We start from the raw sequence: 25,386 nt of genomic DNA on the forward strand, positions 1-25,386 counted from the left end.
CAGGTTCGGTGCGCTATTCTGCGGCACTACCGGGGTCTTGCCACAAGCCCATGGGTGCGCTATAGATTGATAGTGGAAGAGACACGTCGTCTCGATTCCGCTTCAGAATCCCCAATTGCCACCGGCGCCCCACTCGCCGTGCTGGGCACTCTGCAATTCGGAATTGCAACCGGATTGCCCTGAAACAACACTGATTACAGTGGTCGACACCGAGGAATTGTGCCTCGAACCCTGTCGAGGGTGGGGGAGGCGTCCCTCCGCCCGGACTCCGCGACGAGGGTCGGCTCAGGCCTTCTCGGCGGTGCGCAGCCGCAAGATCACAAGGATCACTACGGCAACCGACGCCGACACGACGACGACCTTCTGCGGAATCCCGGCGTACCCCTCCACGAGATGCCAGTTCTCGCCGAGTCGATAGCCGGCGGTGACGAAGACGGTGTTCCATATCAGACTGCCGACCGTGGTGAGCAGAACGAATTTCAGCGGCCCCATCCGCTCGATCCCGGCCGGCAGCGAGATGAAACTGCGAAACAGCGGGATCATTCGTCCGAGCAGGACTGCCTTGGAGCCGTGCTTCGCGAACCAAGCCTCCGATCGATCGAAGTCACGGGTTTGAATCAGCGGCATTCGCACCACCAGCGCGCGAGTACGTTCCCGCCCGACGATCGCGCCGACGGCGTAGACGACGATCGCGCCCAGAACCGACCCGAGCGTCGTCCAGAAGAGCGCGGCACCGAAGGAGAACACTCCGTTGCTGGCGGAGAAACCGGCGAGAGGCAGGACCAGTTCACTCGGGATCGGCGGGAACAGGTTGTCCGCTCCGACGACGAGGGCTGCGCCGGGGCCACCGAGGGCATCCATCACGTCCACCGCCCAACCGGCGAGCCCGCTTGGAGGTTCCGCCTCGCTGGCGGCTGCAATCAACATGTGGGACATGACATTTCTCCTCGTTCGTAGATGACGTGGCTCCTCCAGGAAGGACACCGAGAACGTTAGGAGCGCCGGGCTCGTAGGACATCGAGGACAGCCGTCGATCGTCGCGGTGGTACGCCCCCGTGCACATAGTGCGGTTTTCCGCAGTGTCGAGACCCGATGTGCTCGGTTACTCTGCATGCGTGCCGGGGAACCACGTCGAGTACCCACCCGAGCAGTCGGATCGTATCGCCGTCAGCTCGCTTATCGGGCGATGGCTGCTGGCTCTGGCGGGAGTACTGCTCGGTGGTCTCACGTCGGTTGCGGGCTTGCTCTTCATCGCGGTGGCGTCGGTTGCCCTCGTCTCAGGGCACGTGCTCGGAAAGCGTGGGGAGCCTGTTCGTGCCGCCGTTGCGGAGGGTGCGCTGACGTTGACTGCGCTCGAGGTTCGGAGGATCATCCGCTTCCACGGTCGGTTACGGACAGACGCACTCACTCCACGACGATGCAGGACATATCTTGGAATGCGCTGGGCTGTAGGGCTACTCGGACTGGGCGTGGTTCTTCTGCTAGTGCTGTGTCTCGCCGTGGCCGGGTCGATGCTGTCTGCATGGCTTCTGAACGGCAGTTGGGGCTTGATCGAGAGTTCGGACCGAGTCGACGCGCTACTCGTGGCAAGTGCGGCGCTGCCTGGAATCTTGTTGGTGTTCGTAGCCGCCGTCGGGGTGGTAGGGGTGGGGTCGCTGGATCGATGGTTCGGCGCTCGAGTTCTGGGACCGCAGTCCGACAGGTTGCTGCGCCACCGCGTCGCAGAACTGACGAGCAGTCGGAACCATGTGGTCGATGCCATCGACGACGAACGGCGCCGAATCGAGAGGGACCTGCACGACGGTGTGCAACAGCAACTGGTCGCACTCGGGATGCTCATCGGCCAGGCACGACGCGCCGACGAACCCGGCGAGCTACTCGATCGCGCGCGAGCGACGGCGCAGGAAGCGATCGGGGAACTGCGCGAAGTCGCCAATCGGGTGTACCCGATTGCCCTCGATCACTCCGGTTTGCACCAGGCGCTGGAAACGATGGCCGAGCGAGCCACTGTTCCTGTCCGAATCACGTACGAACTGAAGGAAAGGGTGCGGCCCGCGGTGGAAACGGCACTGTACTTCGTGGTCGCGGAAGCGGTGACCAATGCAGCCAAGCACGCATCCGCTCAGGTGGTGAACGTGACTGTCACTCGCCAGAAAGTCGAACGCATACGTGTCGTCGTCACCGACGACGGTGCCGGAGGAGCGGATCCTTCGGGCACCGGTCTGTCCGGGTTGGCTCGGCGCGTCGCGGCGTTGGACGGCACCTTGACCGTGGACAGCCCCTGTGGCGGACCGACCGTCGTGACCGCGAGCATCCCATGCGGGTGATGGTCGCCGAAGATTCGGCCTTGCTGCGCGAGGGACTGGTGCGCATGCTCGCCGACGAAGGCCACGATGTGATCGCGTCCGTTGGCGATGCGGACGCACTCCTGGATGCCGTCGAGGAGAATCGCCCGGACATCGTCGTCACCGATGTGCGCATGCCCCCGGATCACACCGACGAGGGTCTGCGGGCTGCACTGACCATCCGCACTCGATGGCCCGATGTCGCGGTTCTCGTGCTGTCCCAGCATGTGGAGACTCGATACGCGGGGGAGTTGATCAGTGGTTCCGACGGGAAGGTCGGGTATTTGCTCAAGGACCGCGTGGTCGAGATAGACGAATTCCTGGACGCCCTGAACAGAGTTGCCGACGGCGGAACCGTGTTCGACCCCGAGGTCGTGCGACAACTGTTGTCGCGCACGAGCAAATCGAACCCCGTGGACCGTCTCACTCCGCGCGAACGCGACGTGCTCGAACTGATGGCTCGGGGCTTCACCAATGCGCGGATCTCTGCCGATCTGTTCATCTCCGTCAGTTCGGCCGAGAAGCACATCAACTCGATCTTCGAGAAACTCGGACTGTCGAACTCCGCCGGCCTCAGCCGTCGCGTCATGGCCGTCGTGACCTACCTTCGTAGCTGACGATCGGTATCGGGGCGTTCGATGGTTCACCGAGACATGCGCTTCCCAGTCTGCCGACCGAGTGGTATCCATGAAGTGTGCGCAAGCTGGTCATCACACAGAACATCACCATCGACGGCGTCATCGAAGCAACCGAGGATTGGTTCACCCAAGCCGGGAGCGACCCGGAGCTCGGCGCGGCATTGGCGGCTCAACGCGACGCCTCCGACGGCTTCCTGGTAGGCCGAGTGACCTTCGAAGGTATGCGTGACTACTGGGGACCGAAGACCGACGACACAACTGGCGTGACCGATCATCTGAACCAAGTCGCCAAGTACGTCGTGTCCACGACACTGCAGGAACCCGGGTGGGCGAACTCGACCGTATTATCGGGTCCGCTGGTCGACGAGGTGACACGGATCAAGAAGACGACCGGTTCCGACATCGTGTGCACCGGAAGCATCACGTTGTGTCGCAGTCTGATTGCGGCGAATCTCGTCGACGAGTACCGATTGTTCGTGTATCCGTATGTTCGCGGTCACGGCGAACGGTTGTTCGACGGTGCACCATCGCTCGGGGTACGCCTGCTGGAGTGCCGGGCGTTTCCATCCGGCGCATCGTTGATGCGTTATGCGTCCCCGTCGTGACGTAGAGGTACGGTGTACGGTCTGCCGAACTGCGTGGAGACACCTGGTGCGTACAACACCGAGTCCGGTGGACTGTCGGATACGTTCGGAAGTCCCGCTGCACCGAGGAGTTGGTCGTCGCAGTGGGTGACGGCGGCGTCGTACAGCTGCCAGCGGCGATGGACATTCGGCACGTACAGAAGCCGTCCTGCCAAGGAAGTGTGCAGACCCCAACGCGCGGTGAGGAATTGAGCAAGTGGGTCGTCGGACATGTCGCAGGAGCCACGATGCACCCCGAAACTCGTTGTGCTTCCGCGCTGCGGCGGCGCGAGACGATTGCTTCGGTAGGCAATCGACGTCTCGTCGTCCTCGATGGTGATCGACGCCCAGCGATACGGAACACCGACGAGGTTGGTCCCGGCAACCACCGCGAGACGGCTGGCTTCCAGCGATCGGAACACCACCCCGCGTCGGCCGTTCGCGTCCACCGAGTACAGCCGAACGTTGATCTCGGGAAACGTACCGAAATAGGGGACAGGACGACCGTATCCGAGCCCGGCTCCCACCATCCGAAACCCGATCAGTCCGACCCACGACGTGCCGTCGAACTCGTCAGGGACAGTGCCTGCAGGCAAGAGCGGTGCAACACGCCGACTCGGAACGCGCCAGTGCAGGAACACCAGGCGTTCCCAGCGCTGGTCCATGAGAATCGGGCGTGGTAACAGCGGGGGCCTCGGCCACAGTCGTCGTCCATCGTCGGGATTCATTTGATCAACAGTAGGCGTGCACATCCGCGCTCAACCGAAAACTTCCTCGGCGCCTCGGTTCGACGCTCCAGCCGATTCGGATTCGCTCGTTTGCGTCGTCCACGAACCTGTGGGTCGATCGGTGCACTGCCGGTCGCCTCCACCGTGGTGTAGTCGGCGGATGGGAATAGATGCGCGCACCGTCCTTGTGGATGTTTCCGAGCAGGTTGGCGTAGGGGGAGTAGTTTCCGCATTCGTCGAGCTTGCGGCGCACTAGCTGAAGCGTTGAATCGCGTGCGGCGGAAATTTCACGACACGCCTGCACCGCCAACGAGGCGGAGGGGCGCCGCATCGTCCGTCACGGAAGGTCGCGTGTCGTTGTGGTCAGCACCCATTCGATGGCGGTGGTCACTGCATCGCGTGATTCCGGCGAATCGTCGAACATGTCGAATCCGTGAGTGCCCTCGGGTACGTCGATGATGTCGAGTTCCGCTTCGGCTTCCGCTGCGGCCGTGATGAAAGCGTCGACGCCGGCGATGAATTCCGGTCGCTCTCGCCCCACCTTGGTGAGCAAGATCGGGAGCCGGCCGACGCTTCGGATCGCACCGACAGGGTCGACGTGCGGACCGACGCCCCATTCCGGGACGGTGTCCAGCACCGGGTAGGTGAGCGCGATGCACGTCAGCCACGATGGCGGGTCCCTCAGCCAATCGGTAGTGAGCAGTCCGCCTCCGGAGAAAAACCAGAGGGCGACCCGGTCGCGGTCCACTCCGGGTAGCGTCCGGGCGAGTTCGACGCCAGCCGCGACTTCCTCCGCAGCTGATCTGCAGTGCGCCAGGGTGTCCATCTGATGTTGAACGGTGACGCCGATGGCACCTCGCTCGGCGACGATCGATCCGTAGCCCACATACATGGGGTGGTCCCGTGGCCGCCAGTCGTGAACGCCGGGAGGGCGTGGCCCGCCGTGTACGAAGACAACAATCGGTTGTTTCACACGCGCTGGTTCGGGTGACTCAGCCGACCGATAGACGTCGATGGTGTCGTGACGTTCTCTATGCGCCTTGGGTGTGGGAAGTATGAACGGGTGTTGGCTCATTCAGTTCCTTTCGTCGATTGCGGTTCGATTGCAACCGCAAGCTTCGAGATTGCAGCACTGTGGGCGGATGTGGACGTGAGTCGTACGTGAACGGTGGCGGCGGTCGGAAGATTAATCCGATGCAACACGCAGCACTTGAATTGACATAATGTAGATTATCGGCAAAAGCGCGACCAGCGTGTACGCCCGGATGAGCACCCAGTGATCGACCGATCCGTTGCGCGTACATGTGCCCGCCTTCGAACCGGATCGACGATCGTCCTAACTGCGCCGTGTGCTGGCTGATGCCTTCCAGCGTCCGCGTGCACCCTTGGGTCGATCCGTGCGCCATGATTCGATTCGATTCGGCTCGCAGGCCGGAACCGTCTCCTCGTGGTAGCGCGACCTCCGACTCGGAACCTTGGCCGCTTCCCTGTAATCGTGCCACTCTCTGTTATTTCGTCACAGTGACGAAACTTACGGGTTGTCGCGGTCGCCGTCACGCGTCGCGTCATGTCTTCCGGTATGCGCGAGGCAGAACGAACCAGAATCCGATCATGATCACCGCGACCACGACGGCCGCCGGTAATGCCGCACTCAGGCCGAGGACTATCTCGAATGTCAAGGCAACAGCTCCGATCAACGTGATACCCAGCATCACGATGCCGCTGATCGCGAGCGTGTTGCCCACTCGCACCAATACACCGATTGCACGCTGACGAAACAGCAATCGATGCATGCCCACCGGCGCAACCAGCAGGATCGTCGCGAGAATCGACGCCGATACGGTCACGAGATATACGACGTGACCCGCTGAAGAGAGATCGTCGAAGCGGCTCTGGAACGGCAAGGTGAGCAGAAATCCCGTCAGCAGCTGGACGCCGGTCTGGACGACCCGCAGCTCCTGCAACAGTGCGAGCCAGTTTCTGTCGAGCTGCTGAGTGGGAGTTTCGTTGCGCGCCTTACCGTTCCATTCGAGGTGATCCGGATCCTCGTCAGTGCTCATTGCATCAGACTAGCTGCGGAGACTACTCAGAGTTCGAATTCGCTTGGGTCGATTCCTACGGCGAAGCACGCGTTCTTGACAGCGGCTTTCTCGTGATCGTCGAAGTGTCCATCGGCACCGCCGATGATGATGCCGATCTGGATCACCGCACGAGCTTGATCCGGTTTGCCCTTCAACTTGCCGATCGTGGCAGTTGCCTCCACCTTGCCGAAGTCGAAATCTCCGGCAAGCTTGTCGCAGTACCAGTCGAACTTCTGGCGAAGCTCCTCGGCGGGAAAAACTTTGAGCGCTTCGTTGCCGGAGATCAGTGCCGCTGTCTTCTGCCGCTCGGCCGGATCGATGGTGCCATCGGCCGCAGCGATCAGGGCACACATGGCCATGCTCCCGTTCGCGAACTCCTTGTTCTTGAACTGGACGGTCTTGGTCTGCAACTGCCCGTTCAGTTCGGTGGCCTTCGCCTTCAACTGGTCCCAGAAAGCCATGACATTCCTTCGCTCGCGTTGCCCGGACCGCACTCGCCGTGCGGTCGCCACCATTGTGCCCGTCGGTCGACCGGTTAGCCGGAATCAGTCACGACGATCTCGGGCGAGCACTCAGTGAACTCTGGCGGCGACTTCGGCCCCCAGGCTGGTCGTCGGCAGTAGGATCGGCGCGTGAACCTCGAGGAGTACGTGTCCAAGGACGCAACCGAACTCGCATCCTTGGTGGCGGGCGGCGAGGTCACCGCACCGCAATTGCTGGAACTCGCTCGCCGACGCGCCTACGACGTCGACGGCAAGCTCAACTCGATCGTGGCTCGAACCGATTCCGCAGCAGACGACGCGGCGCAGACCCTCGGCCGCGGACCGTTCGCGGGTGTTCCGTTTCTACTGAAGGACCTGGCACAGGAATACAAGGGATACCCGACGTCCTACGGGTCGCGTTCACTTGCCGACGACATCGCGACCGAGAACTCGTTGATCACTCAGCGATTCCTCGACGCAGGTCTTGTCGTCTTCGGTAAGACCAACACACCGGAACTCGGCGCCAAGGGCGTCACGGAATCGGACTACTGGGGTCCGGCTCGCAATCCGTGGAACCTGCACCGAACACCCGGCGGTTCGTCGGGTGGTTCGGGTGCCGCCGTAGCCGCCGGGATCGTTCCAGCGGCCGGCGCGAACGACGGCGGCGGTTCCATACGAATACCGGCCGCATGCAACGGTCTCGTCGGACTCAAGTTGAGTCGGGGGTTGTCGCCGTACGGACCACAGACCGGCGAAATCATGTTCGGGATGGTCAGTCAGGGCGTCGTCAGCCGGACGGTCCGCGATAGTGCGGCCCTCTACGACGCCATCGTCGGGCCGGACCCGAGCGCCGGCTACCTCGCGCAGTTTCCTACGGAGCGATTCGTCGACGCGATAAGAACCCGCCCGACCGGACTTCGAATCGGATGGTCCACGTCGTCGACCGTGAATCCGTCGCCGCATCCGGAGGCTGTGGCGGCCGTGGAACACGCGGCCGCGCTGCTGGAAGAACTCGGCCACCATGTCGAAGAGGTTCCTCAGCCGTACGACGACTGGGCACTGTCACGTGACTTTCTGACGATCTGGTTCGCGCAGGTGTACGCGCAGGTAGCCGAGATCAAGGCCAGGACCGGTGCCAAGAATTCCGATTTCGAGGCGGACACGCTCGCCGTGGCCGAGTACGGTCGCCACACCGGATTCGTGGCCCCGGTAGCAGCGCTCGAGAACACGAAGGTCTACACGCAGTCGCTCGCAGCGTTCCATCGAAAGTTCGATTTTCTTCTCACCCCGACCTTGGCTACTCCCCCGCTTCGCATCGGTGCTGCCTCGACTCCGCCGATGATGCAGCGCGCGGCGCGAGCGGCAGGTGTTCTTCGCGCTGGACGGATCATGGATCTGACAGGGATTCTCGACGATGTCGTCCAGAACAACCTCGGGTGGGTGCCGTACACCCAGCTCGCGAACGTCACCGGCCGACCGGCAATCAGTGTCCCGGTCCACTGGACCTCGGACGGTTTACCACTCGGCGTTCAATTCGTCGGACACCTCGGCTCCGACGGCGCTCTTCTTCGGCTTGCCGCGCAAATCGAAGAGGCTGCTCCGTGGATTCACCGCTTTCCTGCAACTGCCACCCCTGTCTGAGGAACGCGCCCGTTTGACGGCTGCGGGCAGCGGTTATCTCGTGTCGGACAGCGATGCACGCTGCCGGACACGAGACGAGGAGAAGACATGGCGGCCGACAAGTCCAGTAGCTCTCAGCCTCAGCTGAAGGACGAGGACCTCTACGAGAAGCTGCGCGAGGAGGGCAATTCCAAGGAGAAGGCAGCGCGGATCTCCAATGCCGCCGCCAACCAGGGTCGTTCCACGATCGGCGCGAAGGGTGGCGAATCGGGCTCGTACGAGGACTGGACCGTCGACGAGCTGAAGTCACGCGCCAAGGAACTGGGTATCGAGGGTTACTCCGACCTGAGGAAAGCAGAGCTGATCGACACGCTCAGGGAACACTGACCCCCGGACATCGGCCCGGCGGACCGGCCTCAATTCCGGAGATACGCCAGGATGTCCGGGGTAACCGCATCGGTGATGTCCTGGTACGCGTCGTGCTTGGTCAAGAACTTGGCCACCAGCGGGCACACCGGAACGATGCGACGTCCGCGCGCACGGACGTCGTCGAGGGCAGCAGTCACCAGAACCGAGCTCAGACCATGTCCGGCGTAGGCGTCGTCGATTTCGGTGTGAAAGAAAATCCGTTGCTCGCCGCGGTCACGAAACTCGGTGAATCCGATGACGTGTCCGTCGAGTACGAGCGTGTAACGCCGCCCGTCCGTGTCCTCCGAGACGACCACACGATCGCGGATGTCGTGCTGCTCGTTGCTCATCATTTCCCTTTCGGCGACGTCGTGTCGGAGTGCGGACGAACCTGATGCCGACTCACGATGGAGATTCGATTGAACGCATTCATGGCTATCGCGACCCAGCTGACGGCAGCCACCTCGACCTCGGTCAGGACACTGCTCGCTGCAGCGTAATCGCGGTCCTGGTCGACGGAACCAGGAAGCCGAGTCACGGACTCGACCAAGGTGAGCGCTGCGCGCTCCTTGTCGCTGAACAGTGATGTCTCGCTCCACGCCGGTAGAACCGCGAGCCGCTGAGCACTTTCGCCTGCCTCCAGCGCGGCGGTCGAATGAACGTCGAGACAGTAGGCGCACCCGTTGATCTGAGACACGCGAACGTTCAGCAACTCGACGAACCGTCGATCCATCCCCGCGGTGCCGGTCGCGGTGCGAACAGCTTTGGCCACTGCCAGCTGAGCTTTGAACACGTCTGGATTCGCTTTGTCCAGCAAGACCCGGCGCGGAGTGACTTCGGACAACGGAGGCCTTTCGACGATGCGGTGGACGTTCGCGAACAACGATAACCCATGTAGTTGACGTCGCAACTATATGGTCACGAACCGTCGGGTGCCGTCGGTCAGCGCAGCCGTTCGGCATCCCTAGCGAGGGCAACGAGATCTCCGCACAACCGCGCGAGCTCGTCCGCACCCGCACCCTCGGCCACAGCCGTCGCAACATCCTCCGCTGCGCACCGGACCTCGAAGTTGCGGTCGATCAGTGCGGATGCCTCGTCCGCACTCAGCACCACGGCGTCCTCGGGAATCGACGTGCCCTTGACCGCCGACCTGTGTTCGTAAGCACGCTGCCGACACGACTGCCTGCAGTACCGCCTGCGCCGTCCCATGCCACCGTCGGCGACGTCCCGGCCACACCAAGCGCAAGCGTGCACGCGACGCGACTTCACCGACATGCCGACGAGCCTACGACGGTGTGGCGGTAGAATGGCGCAAACGTGTCTGCGGGTCGGCTCGTGTCGTGCGAACGTCGAGCCCGTGGCCGGGAACGATTCGCCGCGCCGGCGCGTTGTACATCCGTGAGTCGAATGCAGTGCGCGCTGCGGACGAGCACGCACTATCGAGGGAGAGGACGCCACAATGGCAGATCGAGTACTACGAGGTAGCCGACTCGGCGCCGTGAGCTACGAGACCGACCGCGACCACGACCTTGCGCCACGCCGCGTTGCGCGTTACCGCTGCGACAACGGTGAGGAGTTCGATGTCCCGTTCGCGGACGACGCCGAAATCCCCGGAACGTGGCAGTGCCGTAACGGTTTGGAAGGCTCACTCATCGAGGGCACCGCTCCCGAGGCAAAGAAGGTCAAGCCGCCCCGTACCCACTGGGACATGCTTCTCGAGCGTCGGTCGGTCGAAGAACTGGAAGAGTTGCTCAAGGAGCGCATGGACCTGTTGAAGGTCAAGCGCCGCGGCGCCTGATCCACGCACACGGTCCCGACAAACCGCACCTGCCGAATGAAAAACATTCAGCAGGTGCGGTTTTTTGCCTTTGTTCGGAACGAAAGTCTGCTTATATCCCCCGGGGTCTGCAATAGAGCAACATTCGTCACCTCGGAAGTGAATTCAGGCAGACAAGATGCCATTATTGTTGACACGATTCGTTCGGTCTTTCGCAGGTAACGGACCCGCGGGACGATGCGATCAACAATCGAGCGAATACACGAAACAGTCGCAGTTCCGGACTGCTGAACGAGGGGGCAACTACACGTGACCGACGAGCCCGGCAGTCAACTCGAATCGCTACGCGGTGAGCTCGATGCTCTCGACGCTCGTATTCTCGAGTCCATTCGGCACCGCATCGAAATCTGCTCGCGGGTTGCGTTGGTCAAGCGTGAGTTCGACATTCCGATGATGCAGCCCGGTCGTGTCGGTGTGGTGCAGGACCGCGCACGCGCATTCGCCCGAGAGCACGGGTTGTCGGAAGATTTCCTGACCTCCGTCTACGATCTCCTGATCGGCGAAGCATGCCGGGTGGAGGATCTCATCATCGACGACCGCGAGAGCATCGATGCGGACGTGTCCGTCGGCGAACGTGGCCGGTGATGACACCATGCCCGTGCGAACCCTCCTGATCGACAATTACGATTCGTTCACCTACAACCTCTACAGCTTGCTGTGTGAGGTCAACGGGATCGAACCTGTCGTCGTACGCAACGACGTCGACTGGAATTCCCTGCCGCTCGGCGATTTCGACAACGTCGTCGTCTCCCCCGGACCCGGCCGTCCGAGTACACCCCACGACCTCGGCATCAGCGCGCGAGCGATCACCGAACTCGACCTACCTATCCTGGGTGTGTGTCTCGGTCACCAGGCGTTGTGTCATCTTCTCGGCGGCGAGGTCGACCTGGCGCCGACACCCATGCACGGCAGGCTCTCCGACATCACCCACGACGGAAGCGGTCTGTTCGCCGGTATCCCGTCGCCGTACTCGGTCGTGCGTTATCACTCCTTGACGGCCACCTCCCTGCCCGACGAGCTCGAGGCGTGCGCGTGGACCGACGACGGCCTGGTCATGGCCGTCCGTCACACGTCCCGTCCCATGTGGGGCGTGCAGTTCCATCCGGAGTCGATCAGCACCGAGTGCGGACGCGAACTACTGTCCAACTTCCGCGACCTCACTCGCGAGACCATGCACGCTCCCGCTGCTCCCCCACGGTCTCGATACTCGATCGAAAGCCGCTGCATCGAAGGAGCTTTCGACACACGGCGTGTCTTCGAGCTTCTGTACGCGACCGGCCCCAACGCGTTCTGGCTGGACGGAAGTTCTGCAGTCGAGCCGGATTCACGGTTCACCATCATGGGTGACTGCTCGGGCCCCCTCGCGGAATACCTCACGTACCGCGTGGCCGAGCGTCGGGTGGACGTACACCGGCCCGATGGGTCGACGGAGTCGTTCGAGTCGACCTTCTTCGACTACCTGAACGGCCAGTTGAAACAGCGTGCCGTACCTGCTCTCCACGACCTGCCCTTCGCGTTCGGTCTGGGGTACATCGGCTATCTCGGGTACGAGTTGAAAGCCGACGTCGGCGGTCAACTGGTACACACCTCCGCAACACCGGATGCATCGATGGTCTTCGCAGATCGCGCGCTGGTGTTCGACCACGAGGCCGGCAACTGTCACGCACTGGCACTCGTGACCGAGTACGGCGACGCGACGACGTCTGCCTGGTTCCAGACCGTCGCCGACGCCTTGGGTTCGCTCGGTGAGGAGATCGAGAGCGTCGAACCCGAGCCTGTTCCGTTGCTTGCACCGGAATTCGAGACGGCACTTCACCTTCGGCACGACAGGGAGAAGTACCTCGGGCTCATCGAGCAGTGTCTTGCGGACATCACGTCCGGTGAGACCTACGAGGTGTGCCTGACGAACGTCGCGACTCTTCCTGGTCCCATCGATGCCCTGGAAACGTACACGTATCTGCGAGAGATCAATCCGACTCCGTACAGCGCGTTCCTCGGTTTCGACGATCTGTCGGTCGCGAGTGCCTCTCCCGAGCGGTTCCTGCGAATCGACGCCGACCGCGTGGTCGAGTCCAAGCCCATCAAGGGAACCCGCCCGCGAGGCAGCACTCCCGAACAGGACGAGCTTCTCCGGACCGACCTGGTCGGCAACGAGAAGGACAAGGCCGAGAACCTGATGATCGTCGACCTGGTTCGTAACGACCTGGCGCAGGTCTGCGTGCCGGGTTCGGTCCACGTGCCCAAGCTGTTCGACGTCGAGACCTACGCCCCGGTACATCAACTGGTCTCGACCGTGCGTGGACGGCTACGCGACGACGCATCCGCGGTGGACTGCATCAGCGCTGCTTTCCCGGGTGGCTCGATGACGGGTGCACCCAAGATTCGGACCATGGCGATCATCGACAAGCTCGAAGACGGGCCACGCGGAGTTTATTCCGGTGCGATCGGCTATTTCTCGTTGACCGGTTCGGCCGACTTCTCGATTGTCATCAGGACGATCGTCTCCACCGAACACGAGGTGACGTTCGGTGTCGGCGGCGCAATAGTCGCCCTGTCGGATCCGGAAGAGGAATTCCAGGAGACGATGGTCAAGGCGGTGTCGATGCGTCGCGCGCTCGCGCACGGCACGAAAAAGGAGGACCGTTCCGGCGAGTGACGCCGGCCCGGTCCTCCCACCTCGGTCCCATGGCGGATTCGATGCTTGGCCGACCATGTCGGCCCACGGAAACTACGGTGTCGTGAAGTACTCGAACACCGCGGGCTGCACATTCGGGTTTGCGTTGACGGTGCCGATGATGGTTCCGGCAACGACGCCGATGGCGGTACCGATGATGCACCCGGCAATGAAGTTCGGGAAGATCGACACGCAACCGATTGCAAAGCCGAGGCCGGCGCCGACTGCGGTTCCGACTGCTCCGCCGCCGGTGTATCCGATCACGATCTGATTGATCATGTTGTCGAACGCGGCTTGCTTGCTGACCGGTCCTGCTGCGTCGTTGATCAACGACGCCGGCTGCGGGGTCAGGAGCAATTTCCTGTCCCCCACCACTGCTGGGGCGATCGAATAGGTCGCGCCGTTCACGGAGTACGTCAGCGGCAGACTCGCGAGAACCGTCCCGGAGTTACCCACGACGTCCACCGAATTGTCACTGCTGTCGATACGGAAAGCGCCTGCGTCGAGGATTGTGCTGACGGATCCATCCGTCGTGACGGACGTTTCGTAGCCCACGGATTCGGTGGGGTCCGCATTCGCGGTGCCACCGCCGACAGCGATTGCCACCGACGCAACCGCGAGAACGGTCGCCGCCGTCGTCGCAACTGATTTCCTTCGTTTCACAGGTATCCCCAGACCGTAGTCGAACCACTGTTACCGGACGCCCAATAGTATTCCTCGGTCGTCCATTTCAGAAGAGAAAAGCACTCTATTTCGCCAGATAATTCTCCAGAACATTGCCGACTTCGGAAAGAACTTCGGGTTCGATCATTTGATTGTGGGCACAATCGATCGTCCTGATTTCAAGTTCTCCTTCGATGAATGCATTCCATACCGCTGGATCGCGGTCGACCCCGTCACCCGACCCGCGACCTGCCGCGAAGAACAAGACATTCCCGTCGAAGACGTCGGGCACGAAACGACTCATGATCGACGTCGAATTGGCAAAACCGTCGTTGATGCGCTCGAGGTGCTCCGGGGTCAGACCGGTGTCCTGTCCGAACGACGCCGACAACAATTCGACAGCGCCCTCGTAGGTCAGCGGCCCATCCGACGCGACGGTCGGCAGGTCGAGTCCGAGCCCCTCGAGTAGTTCCTCGACGCTGAGCTTCCCCTGAGGAGTGTCGTCACCGGACTCGACGTAGCTGTCCATGATGGTCAACGAATCGACATCCGCTCCGCCCCGCCGGAGCTCGACCGCCACCGCATGGGCGACAGCACCGCCGAGAGACCAACCGAGCAGGTTGTACGGACCGGCGGGACGGACCCGACGGATCTCCTGCGCGTACCGAGCTGCCAGCGCCTGGATCGAATCGAACGACCCTCCCTCGGTGATACTCGGCAGCTGCAGGCCGTACACCGGTCGATCGTCGGCGAGGTGCCGGACGATTCCCGAATACCCCCACGACAACCCGATTCCGGGATGGATGCAGAACAGCGGGTCTCCGCTGCCTTCTGCGCGGAGAGGTACGACCACACCGAATGCGCTGTTCAAGCCCGCCCCAGCCGTGTCCTCGCTGCTGTCCACCCGCGCCGCAAGTCCGGCCGGCGTCGGATCGAGGAACAGTGCCTGCAGCGGAACCCTCACACCGGTCGCAGATTCCAACGCCGGTACCACTCGGGTTGCGACGAGTGACGTACCGCCGAGGTCGAAGAAGTTGTCGTCGACTCCGACGCGCTCGACACCGAGGACGTCGGCGAACACATCCACGACCGCCTGTTCGGTTGCGGTCGACGGCGCGCGGTACGGCACGGTGGACGCCGTCAGCTCCGGCACCGGCAACGCACGGCGGTCGAGCTTGCCGACGGGCGTCAGCGGAATCTCGTCGAGGAAGACGATTGCCGTCGGAACCATGTGTCGTGGAAGAACCGTCGCCACGTGTTCGGTGACCTCGACGGACCCGACCTCGACCCCGGAGATCGTTCGAACGTACGACACGAGCACCGTGTCGCCCGACGGCGCGGTGTGCCCGATCGTCGCAGCGAAGTTCAGCGCAGGGTGGTCGGTGAGCACCGAGTCGATCTCACCCAGTTCGATCCGGAAGCCACGGACCTTGACCTGGAAGTCACTGCGACCGACGAACTCGATCTTCAGTTCACCCGATTCGTCTCCGTGCGCCGAGCTCACCCACCGCACGACATCGCCGGTCCGGTACATGCGTTCGCCCGCTTCGCCGTACGGGTCGGCAACGAACCGTTCCGCCGTCAAGGCGAACCTCTCCACGTAACCGCGGGCCGTTCCCGGTCCGGCGATGTACAACTCACCCGCGACGCCCGCCGGCACCGGCCGAAGTCTGGCGTCGAGCACGAGGAAGCGGAACCCGATCGCCGGGCTGCCCACGTCGATCGTCCGTCCCGGTACGAGCGGGCCGCCGACGCTGGCCTGGATCGTCGTTTCCGTCGGTCCGTAGCCGTTGAACATCATTCGGCCCGGTGCCCACCGTGCCACCAGTTCCGGAGTGCACGCTTCGCCACCGACCGCCAGGACGCCGACGTCGCCGAGGCGCGTGGGGTCGATCGACGCGAGCGCAGCCGGCGTGAGGAAGGCGTGCGTCACCCGCGAGCGCTCCAGCAGATCGGCCAGGTCGTCGCCGCCGAAGACACCGGGAGGAACGATCACCATGGTGGCGCCCACGCCGAACGCCATCGTCAACTCGTAGATCGATGCGTCGAAACTCGGGGACGCGATGTGCGAGATCCTGGAGTGCTGCGTCGGGTGGAAACGCAACGTGACCTCGTCCTCGAGGTTCGCAAGGCCTCGGTGCCGCACCGCGACGCCCTTCGGTCGACCGGTCGATCCCGACGTGTAGATCAGGTATGCGGGGTTGTCGAGGTGAAGCGGAGTGACCCTGTCCGCGTCGGTCACCGGCGAGGTCGGGTACCGCTTGATGTCGGCGGCGAAATCCTCGTCGTCCACCACGAGCCAGGTGATGCTGTCCGGCAGGGAATCTCGGTGGTCTCCTACGGTCAGTCCGATCGGCGCACGGGAATCGTCGAGCATGTGCGCGATGCGATCCGACGGGTAGTTCGGGTCGACGGGAAGGAACGCGGCACCCGTCTTCGCGACGGACCAGATGGACAGAATGGACTCGATCGACCTCGGCAGAGCCAGCGCAACGAACGTCTCCGGCCCGACACCGAAATCGATGAGCATTCGCGCGATACGGGTCGACCACTCGTCCAACTGGCGGTAGGACAATTCGACGTCGCCGTACTCGACGGCGATACCGTCCGGGTTCGCGGCGGCAGCGTCGGCGAGAATCATCGGCCACGTCCGGAACGGACCGCCCGCCTCGCCCCTGGCCGGCGCGAGGGCCGGATGCTCGTGTTCGCCGAGCACGTCGGCATCCCCGATCGGTGCGGACGGTGCCGACACGGCAGCGCGCAGGATACGAACGAATCTGTCCGCGAACGTCTGAACTGTCGCAGCGTCGAACAGCGACGTCGCGAAGTCGAATGCACCGTCGATACCGGCGGGTTCGCCGGCGTCGACGAACGTCTCCGCCAGCAGCAACTGAAGGTCCTGCTTGGCAACCGGCACATCGAAATCGACGCCTTCGACGGTCAGCTCCGGTAGGTCCAACCGTGCAGCTGTGTTGTTCTGGAACGACAGCGCAACCTGCGACAGCGGAGCGTACGACGTGGACCGAGTCGGGTTGAGGACTTCCACGACACGCTCGAACGGAATCTCCGTGTGGCCGAACGCTTCGAGGTCCGACTCGACGACACGGCCGAGCAACGACTCGAAGGACTCCGCACCGTCGACGACCGTGCGCAGGACCAGAGTGTTCACGAACATGCCGACGAGGTCGTCCAGCGCCGCCTCACCGCGACCGGCGACCGGTGTGGTGATCGCGATGTCGTCGATTCCGCTGAGCCTGGCCAGTGTCGCCGCGAACGCACTGTGCACGACCATGAACATCGTCGCACCGCGGTCACGGGAGAACTCCACCACCCGACGATGCAGATCTGCATCGATGTCGAACTTGACGCGCCCACCGCGGAAGTCCTGGTTGGTCGGACGTGGACGGTCGGTGGGCAAGGGCAGCAGATCAGGTGTACCGCGCAGGGCGGTTCGCCAGAATCCGAGTTGCTGTGCGGCGACGCTGTTCTCGTCGTCCTCGGAGCCGAGCAGTTCTCGCTGCCACAGCGTGTAGTCGGCGTACTGCACTTCGAGGGGACTCCACGCCGGTGCCGAACCCGCCGTCCTCGACGAGTACGCGACCATGACGTCGCGTGCGAGCGGTGCCATCGAAGCTCCGTCCGCCGCGATGTGGTGCACGACCACGGCGAGCACATGGGAGTCCTCGCCGGTTCGATAGAGCGCCAGACGAATCGGGATTTCCGTCGTGACGTCGAACCCGCGGCCCGCGAAGCGACCGAGCGCGTCGACCAGTTCGTTGTCACGCACCGATTCGACCGTCACCTCGGGGATGACCTCCGCGGCGGAGTGAATCACCTGTGCGGGCGACCGCCCGACGTTCGGGAACGTCGTACGCAGCGACTCGTGCCGCTCGAGTACGTCCGCGACAGCTGCTCCTAGCGCGGACTCGTCCAACGACCCGGTGAGTTTCACGACCAGAGGAACGTTGTATGCGGGCGAGGCCGGATCGAACCGGTTGATGAACCACATGCGCTGCTGGGCCAGCGACAGCGGTACCGCCTCAGGCCGCTCGACGGACCGCAAGACCGGACGTCCGCCGGAATCTCCCGCCGATCCGGCAACGAGGCCGGCGAGTCCCGCCACGGTCGGAGCCTCGAAAATGCTGCGCACGCCGATCCGAGTCCCGAATTCGGCATTGACACGGGCAATCACCCGAGTCGCAGACAGCGAGTCACCACCGCGATCGAAGAAGTTGTCCAGCGCACCCACGCGGTCTGCTCCGAGGATCTCGGCGAACACCTCGGCCACCGATGCCTCGGCGTCCGTCCGAGGTGCGACGAAATCCACACCGTCGGAATCGAACTCGGGCGTCGGCAGCGCGCGCCGATCCAGCTTGCCGACCGGAGTCAGCGGGATGTCGTCGAGCTGAACGAACGCAGACGGCACCATGTGGCCCGGTAGCCGCTCGGACGCGTGCGCCGTCAGCTCACCGTGATCGAGCGTCGAACCCGACGTCGACGCACGGACGTACGCAACCAGAACGGTGGCACCGGAGGGTGATTCGGCGCCGATCGTCGCAACGAAATCGACAGCCGGATGCGTGGCGAGCACCGCGTCGATCTCACCGAGCTCGATGCGGAAGCCGCGCACCTTGACCTGGAAGTCACTCCGCCCGACATACTCGATCGTGTAACTCCCGCCGGCTCCACTCGAGTCCATGGTCGTTCCGCGGGCTCCACTCGAGTCCATGGTCGTTCCGCGGGCTCCACTCGAGTCCATGGTCGTTCCGCGGGCTCCACTCCTCCAGCGGACGAGGTCGCCCGTGCGGTACATCCGCTCACCGGGAGCGCCGAACGGATCGGCCACGAAACGCACCGCACTCAGAGCCGGACGGTCGTGGTATCCCCGGGCGAGACCGACGCCGGCCAGATACAGCTCACCTGTCACGCCCACGGGTACCGGTTGCAGCCTGCTGTCGAGCACGACCTCGTGGACGCCTCGGATCGGACCACCGATCGTCAGAGCAGCCGACGCGTCCAGTGGATCACTGATGTTGGACATGATGGTGGCTTCGGTCGGGCCGTACCCGTTGTAGAGCTTGCGTCCCGGGGCCCACTTGGACACCAGTTCTGCCGGTACGGCCTCACCGCCGACGACCACGTGAGCGAACGTCTCCAGGCCACCGGGATCGACCGACGCCAGCGCCGACGGAGTGATGAACGCGTGCGTCACGGCTTCGTCGGACAGGATTCGGTGCAGTTCCTCGCCGCCGTAGACCGTCGGCGGCACGATGACCATCGTTGCTCCGGCACCGAAGGCCAGCAGATATTCGAGCACCGACGCGTCGAAGCTCGGCGACGACACGTGCAGAGTTCTCGACTCGGGCGTGACCGAGTATCGCTCGGCCTGTTCTTGCGCGAAGTTCTCCAGACCGGAGTGCGTCACCACGACGCCCTTGGGCAGACCCGTCGAGCCCGAGGTGTAGATGGCGTAGGCGGTGCTGTCGACCCCGAGGCCGGCGACACGTTCGTGTTCCGCCAGCGGTTCGGCAGGCATGGCCTGCAGCTCGGCGTCGGTCGCTGGATCGTCGAGCACGATCCAGGGCATGCCGTCGGCGACAGTTTTCGGGAGGTCCCCGAGCCTGTCTGCGATCGTCAGTCCGAACTGGGCGCGCGAGTCGGTCACCATGTGTTCGATGCGATCCCGCGGATATCCCGGGTCGACCGGAACGAACGCTGCACCTGTCTTGGCGACGGCCCAGACAGCGACGACCGATTCGATCGAGCGTGGAAGACCGAGCGCGACGAACGACTCGGCGGATACGCCGCGCTGCAGGAGCAGCCGAGCGAGGCGAGTGGAACGGCTGTCCAGTTCGTCGTAGCCGAGCGATTCGGTACCGAACCGCAACGCGACCCGGCCGGCGGACTTCTTCGCTGCGTTCTCGAAGATGTGACCGAGGAGCACGGTGGAGCGTCCCCGAGGTCCGTGGACCGGTGCGAGGGCAGCGCGCTCGGACTCGGCCAGCAGGTCGATACGGGCCAGCGGCGTTCTGTCGTTCTCGACGACGGCGTGCAGAACCCGAGAAATACGCGCGATGATCCGCTCGACGTCGTCGGCAGTGAAGAGCTCGGGCAGGTACTTGACCTTCAGGTGCAACCTGTCGTCCACGGACGCGACGAGTGTCAACGGGTAGTGCGCCGCATCCGTACCGAGAACGTCGGCAACCTTCAGCCCGGCGATGTCGGTGTCCTCCGACAGCCCGGCTTTGTCCACCGGGTACGACTCGAAGACCGTCAGGGTGTCGAACGAGACACCGTTTCCGGCGGCCCTCTGGATATCGGTCAAGCCGAGGTAGTGGTGATCGAGCAGGCTCGCTTGTTCCACCTGTACCCGGTCGACGAGATCTCCGACGGCTTCGGCCGGATCGAGCGTGATGCGCACCGGCAGTGTGTTGATGAACAAACCGATCATCGATTCGATGCCGGGGATCTCCGGTGGGCGACCCGAGACAGTCGCCCCGAAGACGACATCGTCACGACCGGTCAGTGCCGCCAGTACGACGCCCCATGCGCTCTGCACGATGGTGTTGAGCGTCGCGCCGCGGTGCGCTGCCAGATCCCGCAGGGCAGCGGTGATCGCCTTCGAGAGCGATTGCGTCGATTCGACGGACACTGCCTCGAGCTTTCGCCCGCGGTCCGCGTCGGCCAGCAAGGTCGGTTCCTCGACACCGCACAATGCCCGAACCCACTCCGCCTTGGATGCGGCTGCATCCCGGCGCCGCATCCAGCTCAGGTAATCGCGGTACGCGGGAACGCGGGGCAACATCGAATCGTCGCCGGCCGTCGCGTACAACGTCAACAGTTCCTTGATCAGCAGCGGCGTGGACCAGCCGTCGAGCAGGATGTGGTGGTTGGTGAGCAGCAAGCGCCACTCCCCCGTGCCGTCCGCACCGACGGATTTCGTGATCAGCGTGAACCGAAGCAGCGGAGCGTGATCCAGTGCGAACCTGCGTGCGCGGTCCTGCCGGAGCACCGAGTCGAGCGCTGCGTCGGGATCCGGCGTACCCGACAGGTCCACGTGCGACCACGGCACGTCGATCCCCGTCTGTACGACCTGCACCGAATCACCGTTCGAGTTGTGCACGAACGCTGTCCGCAGGTTCGCATGCCGGTCGAGCAACGTCTGTGCCGCGGCTTTCATACGATCCGCATCCACGACGCCGCGAAGCTCGAGTCCGAGCTGCACCATGTAGGCGTCGACACCCGTATCGACCTCCAGTGCGACATCCGCGGCGACCTCACCTGCGAGTCTCGCGTGGAACAGGAGCCCGGACTGCAGCGGAGACATCGACCAGACATCGTCGAGATCCGGGAATCGATTTTCCAGAGCGCTGATCGTCGGCTGATCGATGTCGACGAGCTCGAGGTCGGACGGTGTGTACCCGCCGGCTTCGGGCGCGTCGGCGTGAGTGGTCAGTGCTGTCAGTGCCTCCACCCACAGTTCCACCAGGCGATCGACCTCGGGTGCGGTGAGGACGCCGGACGGGAACGCGAACGTCGCGTCCAGTACCGGACCTTGGTCGGTGGTGTTGGTGACCGCGTTGATGTCCAGCAGCGCCGGCACCGGCATGTCGGGATTCTGTGCATCGCCGAGCGTGGTGTCGGACACCGGGATCCAGCCGACGTCGTCCATTCCCTCGGAACTGCCCGTGGCGAATCGACCCAGGTAGTTGAAGCTGACCTGAGGCTTCGGGAATCCGGCCAGCGCGGCCCGACCTTCGTCGGTGAGGTACCGCGCCATACCGAACCCGATGCCGTGGTCCGGGATGGCCAGCAACTGTTCCTTGACGGCCTTGATCGCCTCGCCCGCAGCCGACCCTCCGGCAAAGGCGTCGGCGACGTCGATTCCGTTCAGGTCGAGGCGGACCGGGAAGATGGTCGTGAACCATCCCATCGTGCGGCCGAGATCGGCACCGGGTACGACGCCGTCCTCGCGTCCGTGCCCTTCCAGGCTCAACAACGCATCGCTCAGCGGCGTGTCGCCATCGGCGCCGCGTTCGTTGCGCCAGGCGATCAACGCCAGTGCGAGGCCCGCGAGCAGACCGTCGCCGACGCTTCCGTGGAACTTCTCCGGGACTGTGGTGAGCAAGCGCTCGGTGACGGTGACCGGCAACGACGCCCTGATGCGTTCGACCGTAGCGTCGACGTCCACTGTGGGGTCGAGCGCACGAGCTCCGATCAGCGGATCGGGTCCGTCGAGGATCGACGTCCACAACGCGAGTTCGTCGGTGCGCTCGGCGGCGACGTCGACCAGTCCGGTTGCCCAGCGACGCATCGACGTGCCGGTGGGAGCAAGTGCCGGCTGGTCCCCCGCTACTACCTGAGACCACGCCGACGCGAGATCCGGAACCAGAATTCTCCACGAGACACCGTCGATCACCAGGTGGTGTGCGACGACGAGCAAGCGGCCCGCACCGCTGGGAGATTCGAACCAGACCATCTGGATCATGCGGCCGGTCGACGGATCGAGTCGGTCCGCTGCCTGATCCAGTTCCGCAGCAGCCTGTGCCGAGAAGGCGTCGCCGGACACGTCGTCGACCGTCACATGGTGGAGCACCGAGGAGGCCGAGACCGAGCCCACGGCCGCGACCGTCTCGGTCCACACGCCGTTGTCGTCGCGATACAGCTGTGCCCTGAGCATGTCGTGGGTATCGAGAATCGCCTGGACCGTGCTCTCGAGAGTCGACCGGTCGATGGACTTCGGCAGCTGCAGAAGTGCAGTCTGGGTGTATCGACCGAACTCCTCGCTCCGCTCGAGCATCCACTGCACGATCGGAGTCAGAGGTAGATCTCCGACGCCTCCTCCTGGCAGTTCCTCCAGCACGACGACGTCGGCGTCGCCGACGAGTGCCACCACCTCGGCGAGACCGGCGACGGTCTTGCGCTCGAACACGTCGCGGGGGGCGATGACGAGACCTGCTGCCTTGGCGCGAGACACGAGCTGAATCGACATGATGCTGTCTCCGCCGAGAGCGAAGAACGAGTCGTCGACGCCGACGGTGTCCAGCCCGAGCACCTCGGCGAACAGCGCGGCCAGGCTGTGTTCGATCTCGGACGCGGGTGCCCGGCTCTGAGTGACCCGAGACGAGAAGTCCGGCGCGGGTAGCGCTTTGCGGTCGAGCTTTCCGTTCGCGGTCAGCGGGAGCTCCGCCAGCACGACGAGTGCCGCAGGCACCATGTACGACGTCAACGACGAGGCGACGTCGTCGAGAACACCTGCGACGTCGAGCGTGCGCCCGGCCTCGGGTACGACGTATCCGACCAGTCGATCACCGGCCCCGTCGTCGCGCACCGAGACCACGGACTGCGCAACTCCGTCGACTCCGAGCAGAGCCGATTCGATCTCGCCGAGCTCGATACGGAACCCGTGCAGTTGGACCTGCATGTCACTACGACCGAGGTATTCGAGCCGACCTTCGCGGTTCCATCGAGCGGTGTCGCCCGTTCGGTACATCCGTGCGCCGTCGGTGTCGTCCGGGTCGGCGACGAAACGCGTTGCCGACAGTCCGGCGCGTCCGAGGTATCCCCGGGACAGCTGGCCACCCGAGACGTACATCTCGCCGGTCACTCCAGGCGGAACGAGCCGCAACCTGTTGTCGCGGACCGACACCGAGAGCCCGGGGATCGCCTGGCCGATGACGCTCGCCGACGCCGAGGCAGCGAACTGCTCGGTCAGCGCAAGGTGGCTCACGTGCACGGTGGTCTCGGTGATTCCGTACATGTTCACCAACGTCGGAGCGTTCTCCGGGTGGCGTGCGTACCACCGGCCGAGCTGACCGAGGTCGAGCGCTTCACCGCCGAAGACGATGTACCGCAACGCAAGTCCTGCGGAATCTGCAGGCGCGACACGGTCTGCCTCGGCGAACTGGTAGAACGCCGTCGGGGTCTGATTCAGAACCGTGACCTGTTCGGCAACGAGCAACTCTCGGAACAACTCCGGCGACCGAGCGGTGTAGTAGTCGACGGCCACGAGGGTGCCGCCGTAGAGCAGTGGCCCCCACAGCTCCCACACCGAGAAGTCGAAGGCGTAGGAGTGGAACATCGTCCACACATCGGTCTCGTCGAACTCGAACAAGTCGACGGTGTTCTCGAACAGCGTGGCCACCGTGGAGTGCGCAACCTGCACGCCCTTGGGACGGCCCGTACTGCCCGAGGTGTAGATGACGTAGGCGATCGACTCCGCGTCGACGAGTCCGCCGACTTCGTCCGGCGTCAGCGGACCCGAGTCGAGACCGTCGAGCACCTCGACCACGGACGGATCGTCGAGCAGAACGGTCGTCAGTTCGTCGGTCGGCACTGCCGTGACATCGGCGATCGTGGACACCACACAGACCGGCCGAGCGTCCTCGAGCATGAACGCCAACCGGTCGGCCGGATAGGTCACGTCCACCGGCAGGTAACCGCCGCCTGCCTTGAGGACCGCGAGCAGGACGACGACCAGTTCGGCGTTGCGCGGCATCGCCACCGCGACCAGGGTTTCCGGACCGACTCCTCGCGACACGAGGTGACGGGCAAGCTGATTGGACCGCCCGTCCAGCTCGGCGTAGGTGTAGCGGCGACTGCCGAACACCACCGCAGTGTGATCCGGGAACCGTGCAGCCGACGCTTCGAAACGCTGCGCCAGAGTGTCGTTCGACGGAGTCGATCCCTCGTGATTCCAGTCCACAGTGAGCGCGTGAACTTCGTCGTCCGTCAGTATGTCGACATCGCCGATGGCGCGGTCGGGGGCAGCAGTCACGCCGTCGACGAGCATCGAGAACCGTCGGACGAACTCCCGAACCGTCGACTCCTCGAACAGATCGGTGGCGTACGTGAACGCCATGTCGATGCCGGAGGGAACGCCGTCGTCGTCGAAGTTCTCGGACACGGTCAACTGCAGATCGAACTTCGCGATGCCTGCATCGATGTCGACTCCGTCGACGACGAGATCGGGTAGCTCGAGGTGCGCCCGCTCATTGTTCTGGAACTCCAACAACACCTGGAACAACGGAGAATGATCCGTCGACCGCGACGGCGCGAACTCGTCCACCAACCGCTCGAACGGCACATCGGTGTTGTCGAACGCAGCCAGATCTGCCGCCCGCGTCGCCGCCAACAACTCCACGAACGACAGGTGCGCCGACACCTCCGTCCGCAACACCAACGTCCCCACGAACATACCGACCAACGCATCCAACCCGGCCTCACCACGACCCGCGATCGGCGTACCCACCACGATGTCCTCGGTACCACTCAACCTGGCCAACAG

18 protein-coding genes are annotated in these 25,386 nt (G+C 63.9%); 8 read left to right on the top strand and 10 right to left on the bottom strand.

Annotated features, from left to right (window positions below):
- Positions 1–285: 285 nt before the first annotated feature.
- On the bottom strand, positions 286–936 hold the full coding sequence (locus H292_RS0125065) for a DedA family protein (protein ID WP_020113215.1): 651 nt from the start codon (positions 934–936) through the stop codon (positions 286–288).
- A 179-nt stretch (positions 937–1,115) separates the two neighbouring features.
- On the opposite strand from H292_RS0125065, the gene H292_RS0125070 reads away from it, so the two are divergent.
- The 3 genes from H292_RS0125070 (at position 1,116) to H292_RS0125080 (ending at position 3,588) form a co-directional block, all read left to right on the top strand.
- Positions 1,116–2,327 carry a sensor histidine kinase gene (locus H292_RS0125070; protein ID WP_020113216.1) on the top strand — a complete coding sequence of 404 codons (1,212 nt, stop codon included), beginning with the start codon at positions 1,116–1,118 and terminating at the stop codon, positions 2,325–2,327.
- Positions 2,318–2,962, top strand: a complete 645-nt coding sequence (locus H292_RS0125075; RefSeq protein ID WP_019667643.1) for a response regulator transcription factor — start codon at positions 2,318–2,320, stop codon at positions 2,960–2,962. Before H292_RS0125070 ends, H292_RS0125075 begins: the two co-directional genes overlap by 10 nt.
- A 77-nt stretch (positions 2,963–3,039) precedes the next feature.
- Positions 3,040–3,588 (top strand): dihydrofolate reductase family protein, encoded by a 549-nt coding sequence (locus H292_RS0125080; RefSeq protein ID WP_020113217.1) that lies wholly within the window; start codon positions 3,040–3,042, stop codon positions 3,586–3,588.
- Here the strand turns inward: H292_RS0125080 and H292_RS0125085 are convergent.
- From H292_RS0125085 to H292_RS0125105, 4 genes are all read right to left on the bottom strand, one after another.
- On the bottom strand, positions 3,570–4,334 hold the full coding sequence (locus H292_RS0125085; RefSeq protein ID WP_230595688.1) for a YqjF family protein: 765 nt from the start codon (positions 4,332–4,334) through the stop codon (positions 3,570–3,572). The two genes, H292_RS0125080 and H292_RS0125085, sit on opposite strands and share 19 nt — an antisense overlap.
- A 337-nt stretch (positions 4,335–4,671) precedes the next feature.
- The gene (locus tag H292_RS0125090) at positions 4,672–5,226 is read right to left on the bottom strand and encodes an alpha/beta hydrolase (RefSeq protein ID WP_231383924.1); all 555 of its coding nucleotides are present in this window, start codon (positions 5,224–5,226) and stop codon (positions 4,672–4,674) included.
- Positions 5,227–5,899: 673 nt separating this feature from the next.
- On the bottom strand, positions 5,900–6,394 hold the full coding sequence (locus tag H292_RS0125100) for a DUF6328 family protein (protein WP_020113220.1): 495 nt from the start codon (positions 6,392–6,394) through the stop codon (positions 5,900–5,902).
- 26 nt (positions 6,395–6,420) lie between these two features.
- On the bottom strand, positions 6,421–6,876 hold the full coding sequence (locus H292_RS0125105; protein ID WP_026348225.1) for a tellurite resistance TerB family protein: 456 nt from the start codon (positions 6,874–6,876) through the stop codon (positions 6,421–6,423).
- Positions 6,877–7,047: 171 nt separating this feature from the next.
- On the opposite strand from H292_RS0125105, the gene H292_RS0125110 reads away from it, so the two are divergent.
- Both H292_RS0125110 and H292_RS0125115 read left to right on the top strand, forming a co-directional pair.
- Positions 7,048–8,538: an amidase gene (locus H292_RS0125110; RefSeq protein WP_020113221.1), complete on the top strand. Its 1,491-nt coding sequence runs from the start codon at positions 7,048–7,050 to the stop codon at positions 8,536–8,538.
- An 87-nt stretch (positions 8,539–8,625) separates the two neighbouring features.
- Positions 8,626–8,904, top strand: coding sequence for a DUF7218 family protein (locus H292_RS0125115; RefSeq protein ID WP_020113222.1), 279 nt, complete (start codon positions 8,626–8,628; stop codon positions 8,902–8,904).
- A gap of 29 nt (positions 8,905–8,933) precedes the next feature.
- On the opposite strand, the gene H292_RS0125120 is transcribed toward H292_RS0125115, so the two are convergent.
- The 3 genes from H292_RS0125120 to H292_RS0125130 form a co-directional block, all read right to left on the bottom strand.
- Positions 8,934–9,275 carry a GNAT family N-acetyltransferase gene (locus tag H292_RS0125120; protein ID WP_020113223.1) on the bottom strand — a complete coding sequence of 114 codons (342 nt, stop codon included), beginning with the start codon at positions 9,273–9,275 and terminating at the stop codon, positions 8,934–8,936.
- The gene (locus tag H292_RS0125125; RefSeq protein ID WP_027499078.1) at positions 9,275–9,769 is read right to left on the bottom strand and encodes a carboxymuconolactone decarboxylase family protein; all 495 of its coding nucleotides are present in this window, start codon (positions 9,767–9,769) and stop codon (positions 9,275–9,277) included. The genes H292_RS0125120 and H292_RS0125125 overlap by 1 nt, the downstream gene beginning before the upstream one ends.
- A 98-nt stretch (positions 9,770–9,867) precedes the next feature.
- Complete coding sequence (locus H292_RS0125130) at positions 9,868–10,200, bottom strand: hypothetical protein (RefSeq protein WP_027499079.1); 333 nt, start codon at positions 10,198–10,200, stop codon at positions 9,868–9,870.
- A gap of 184 nt (positions 10,201–10,384) precedes the next feature.
- On the opposite strand from H292_RS0125130, the gene H292_RS0125140 reads away from it, so the two are divergent.
- From H292_RS0125140 to pabB, 3 genes are all read left to right on the top strand, one after another.
- Entirely contained in the window at positions 10,385–10,723 is a 339-nt protein-coding gene (locus H292_RS0125140) for an RNA polymerase-binding protein RbpA (RefSeq protein WP_026348228.1), read from the top strand.
- A 288-nt stretch (positions 10,724–11,011) separates the two neighbouring features.
- Complete coding sequence (locus H292_RS0125145) at positions 11,012–11,347, top strand: chorismate mutase (protein WP_020113226.1); 336 nt, start codon at positions 11,012–11,014, stop codon at positions 11,345–11,347.
- Between the two features lie 7 nt (positions 11,348–11,354).
- Positions 11,355–13,418, top strand: a complete 2,064-nt coding sequence (pabB, locus tag H292_RS0125150; protein WP_037189057.1) for an aminodeoxychorismate synthase component I — start codon at positions 11,355–11,357, stop codon at positions 13,416–13,418.
- 72 nt (positions 13,419–13,490) lie between these two features.
- Here pabB and H292_RS0125155 read toward each other — a convergent pair whose 3' ends face one another.
- Together H292_RS0125155 and H292_RS0125160 are read right to left on the bottom strand one after the other, a co-directional pair.
- Complete coding sequence (locus tag H292_RS0125155; RefSeq protein ID WP_020113228.1) at positions 13,491–14,099, bottom strand: hypothetical protein; 609 nt, start codon at positions 14,097–14,099, stop codon at positions 13,491–13,493.
- Positions 14,100–14,184: 85 nt separating this feature from the next.
- Positions 14,185–25,386 (bottom strand): amino acid adenylation domain-containing protein (locus tag H292_RS0125160; RefSeq protein ID WP_020113229.1); only part of this gene is annotated, 11,202 nt, incomplete at its 5' end.

The organism is Rhodococcus sp. 114MFTsu3.1 (genome assembly GCF_000383555.1).
GTDB classification, from domain to species: domain Bacteria; phylum Actinomycetota; class Actinomycetes; order Mycobacteriales; family Mycobacteriaceae; genus Rhodococcoides; species Rhodococcoides fascians_E.

Coding starts and splice junctions, on each gene's coding strand:
- H292_RS0125120 (WP_020113223.1), bottom strand. CDS start 9,275: ATGAGCAACGAGCAGCACGACATCCGCGATCGTGTGGTCGTCTCGGAG.
- H292_RS0125100 (WP_020113220.1), bottom strand. CDS start 6,394: ATGAGCACTGACGAGGATCCGGATCACCTCGAATGGAACGGTAAGGCG.
- H292_RS0125085 (WP_230595688.1), bottom strand. CDS start 4,334: ATGAATCCCGACGATGGACGACGACTGTGGCCGAGGCCCCCGCTGTTA.
- pabB (WP_037189057.1), top strand. CDS start 11,355: ATGCCCGTGCGAACCCTCCTGATCGACAATTACGATTCGTTCACCTAC.
- H292_RS0125130 (WP_027499079.1), bottom strand. CDS start 10,200: ATGTCGGTGAAGTCGCGTCGCGTGCACGCTTGCGCTTGGTGTGGCCGG.
- H292_RS0125115 (WP_020113222.1), top strand. CDS start 8,626: ATGGCGGCCGACAAGTCCAGTAGCTCTCAGCCTCAGCTGAAGGACGAG.
- H292_RS0125090 (WP_231383924.1), bottom strand. CDS start 5,226: ATGTATGTGGGCTACGGATCGATCGTCGCCGAGCGAGGTGCCATCGGC.
- H292_RS0125140 (WP_026348228.1), top strand. CDS start 10,385: ATGGCAGATCGAGTACTACGAGGTAGCCGACTCGGCGCCGTGAGCTAC.
- H292_RS0125065 (WP_020113215.1), bottom strand. CDS start 936: ATGTCCCACATGTTGATTGCAGCCGCCAGCGAGGCGGAACCTCCAAGC.
- H292_RS0125075 (WP_019667643.1), top strand. CDS start 2,318: ATGCGGGTGATGGTCGCCGAAGATTCGGCCTTGCTGCGCGAGGGACTG.
- H292_RS0125105 (WP_026348225.1), bottom strand. CDS start 6,876: ATGGCTTTCTGGGACCAGTTGAAGGCGAAGGCCACCGAACTGAACGGG.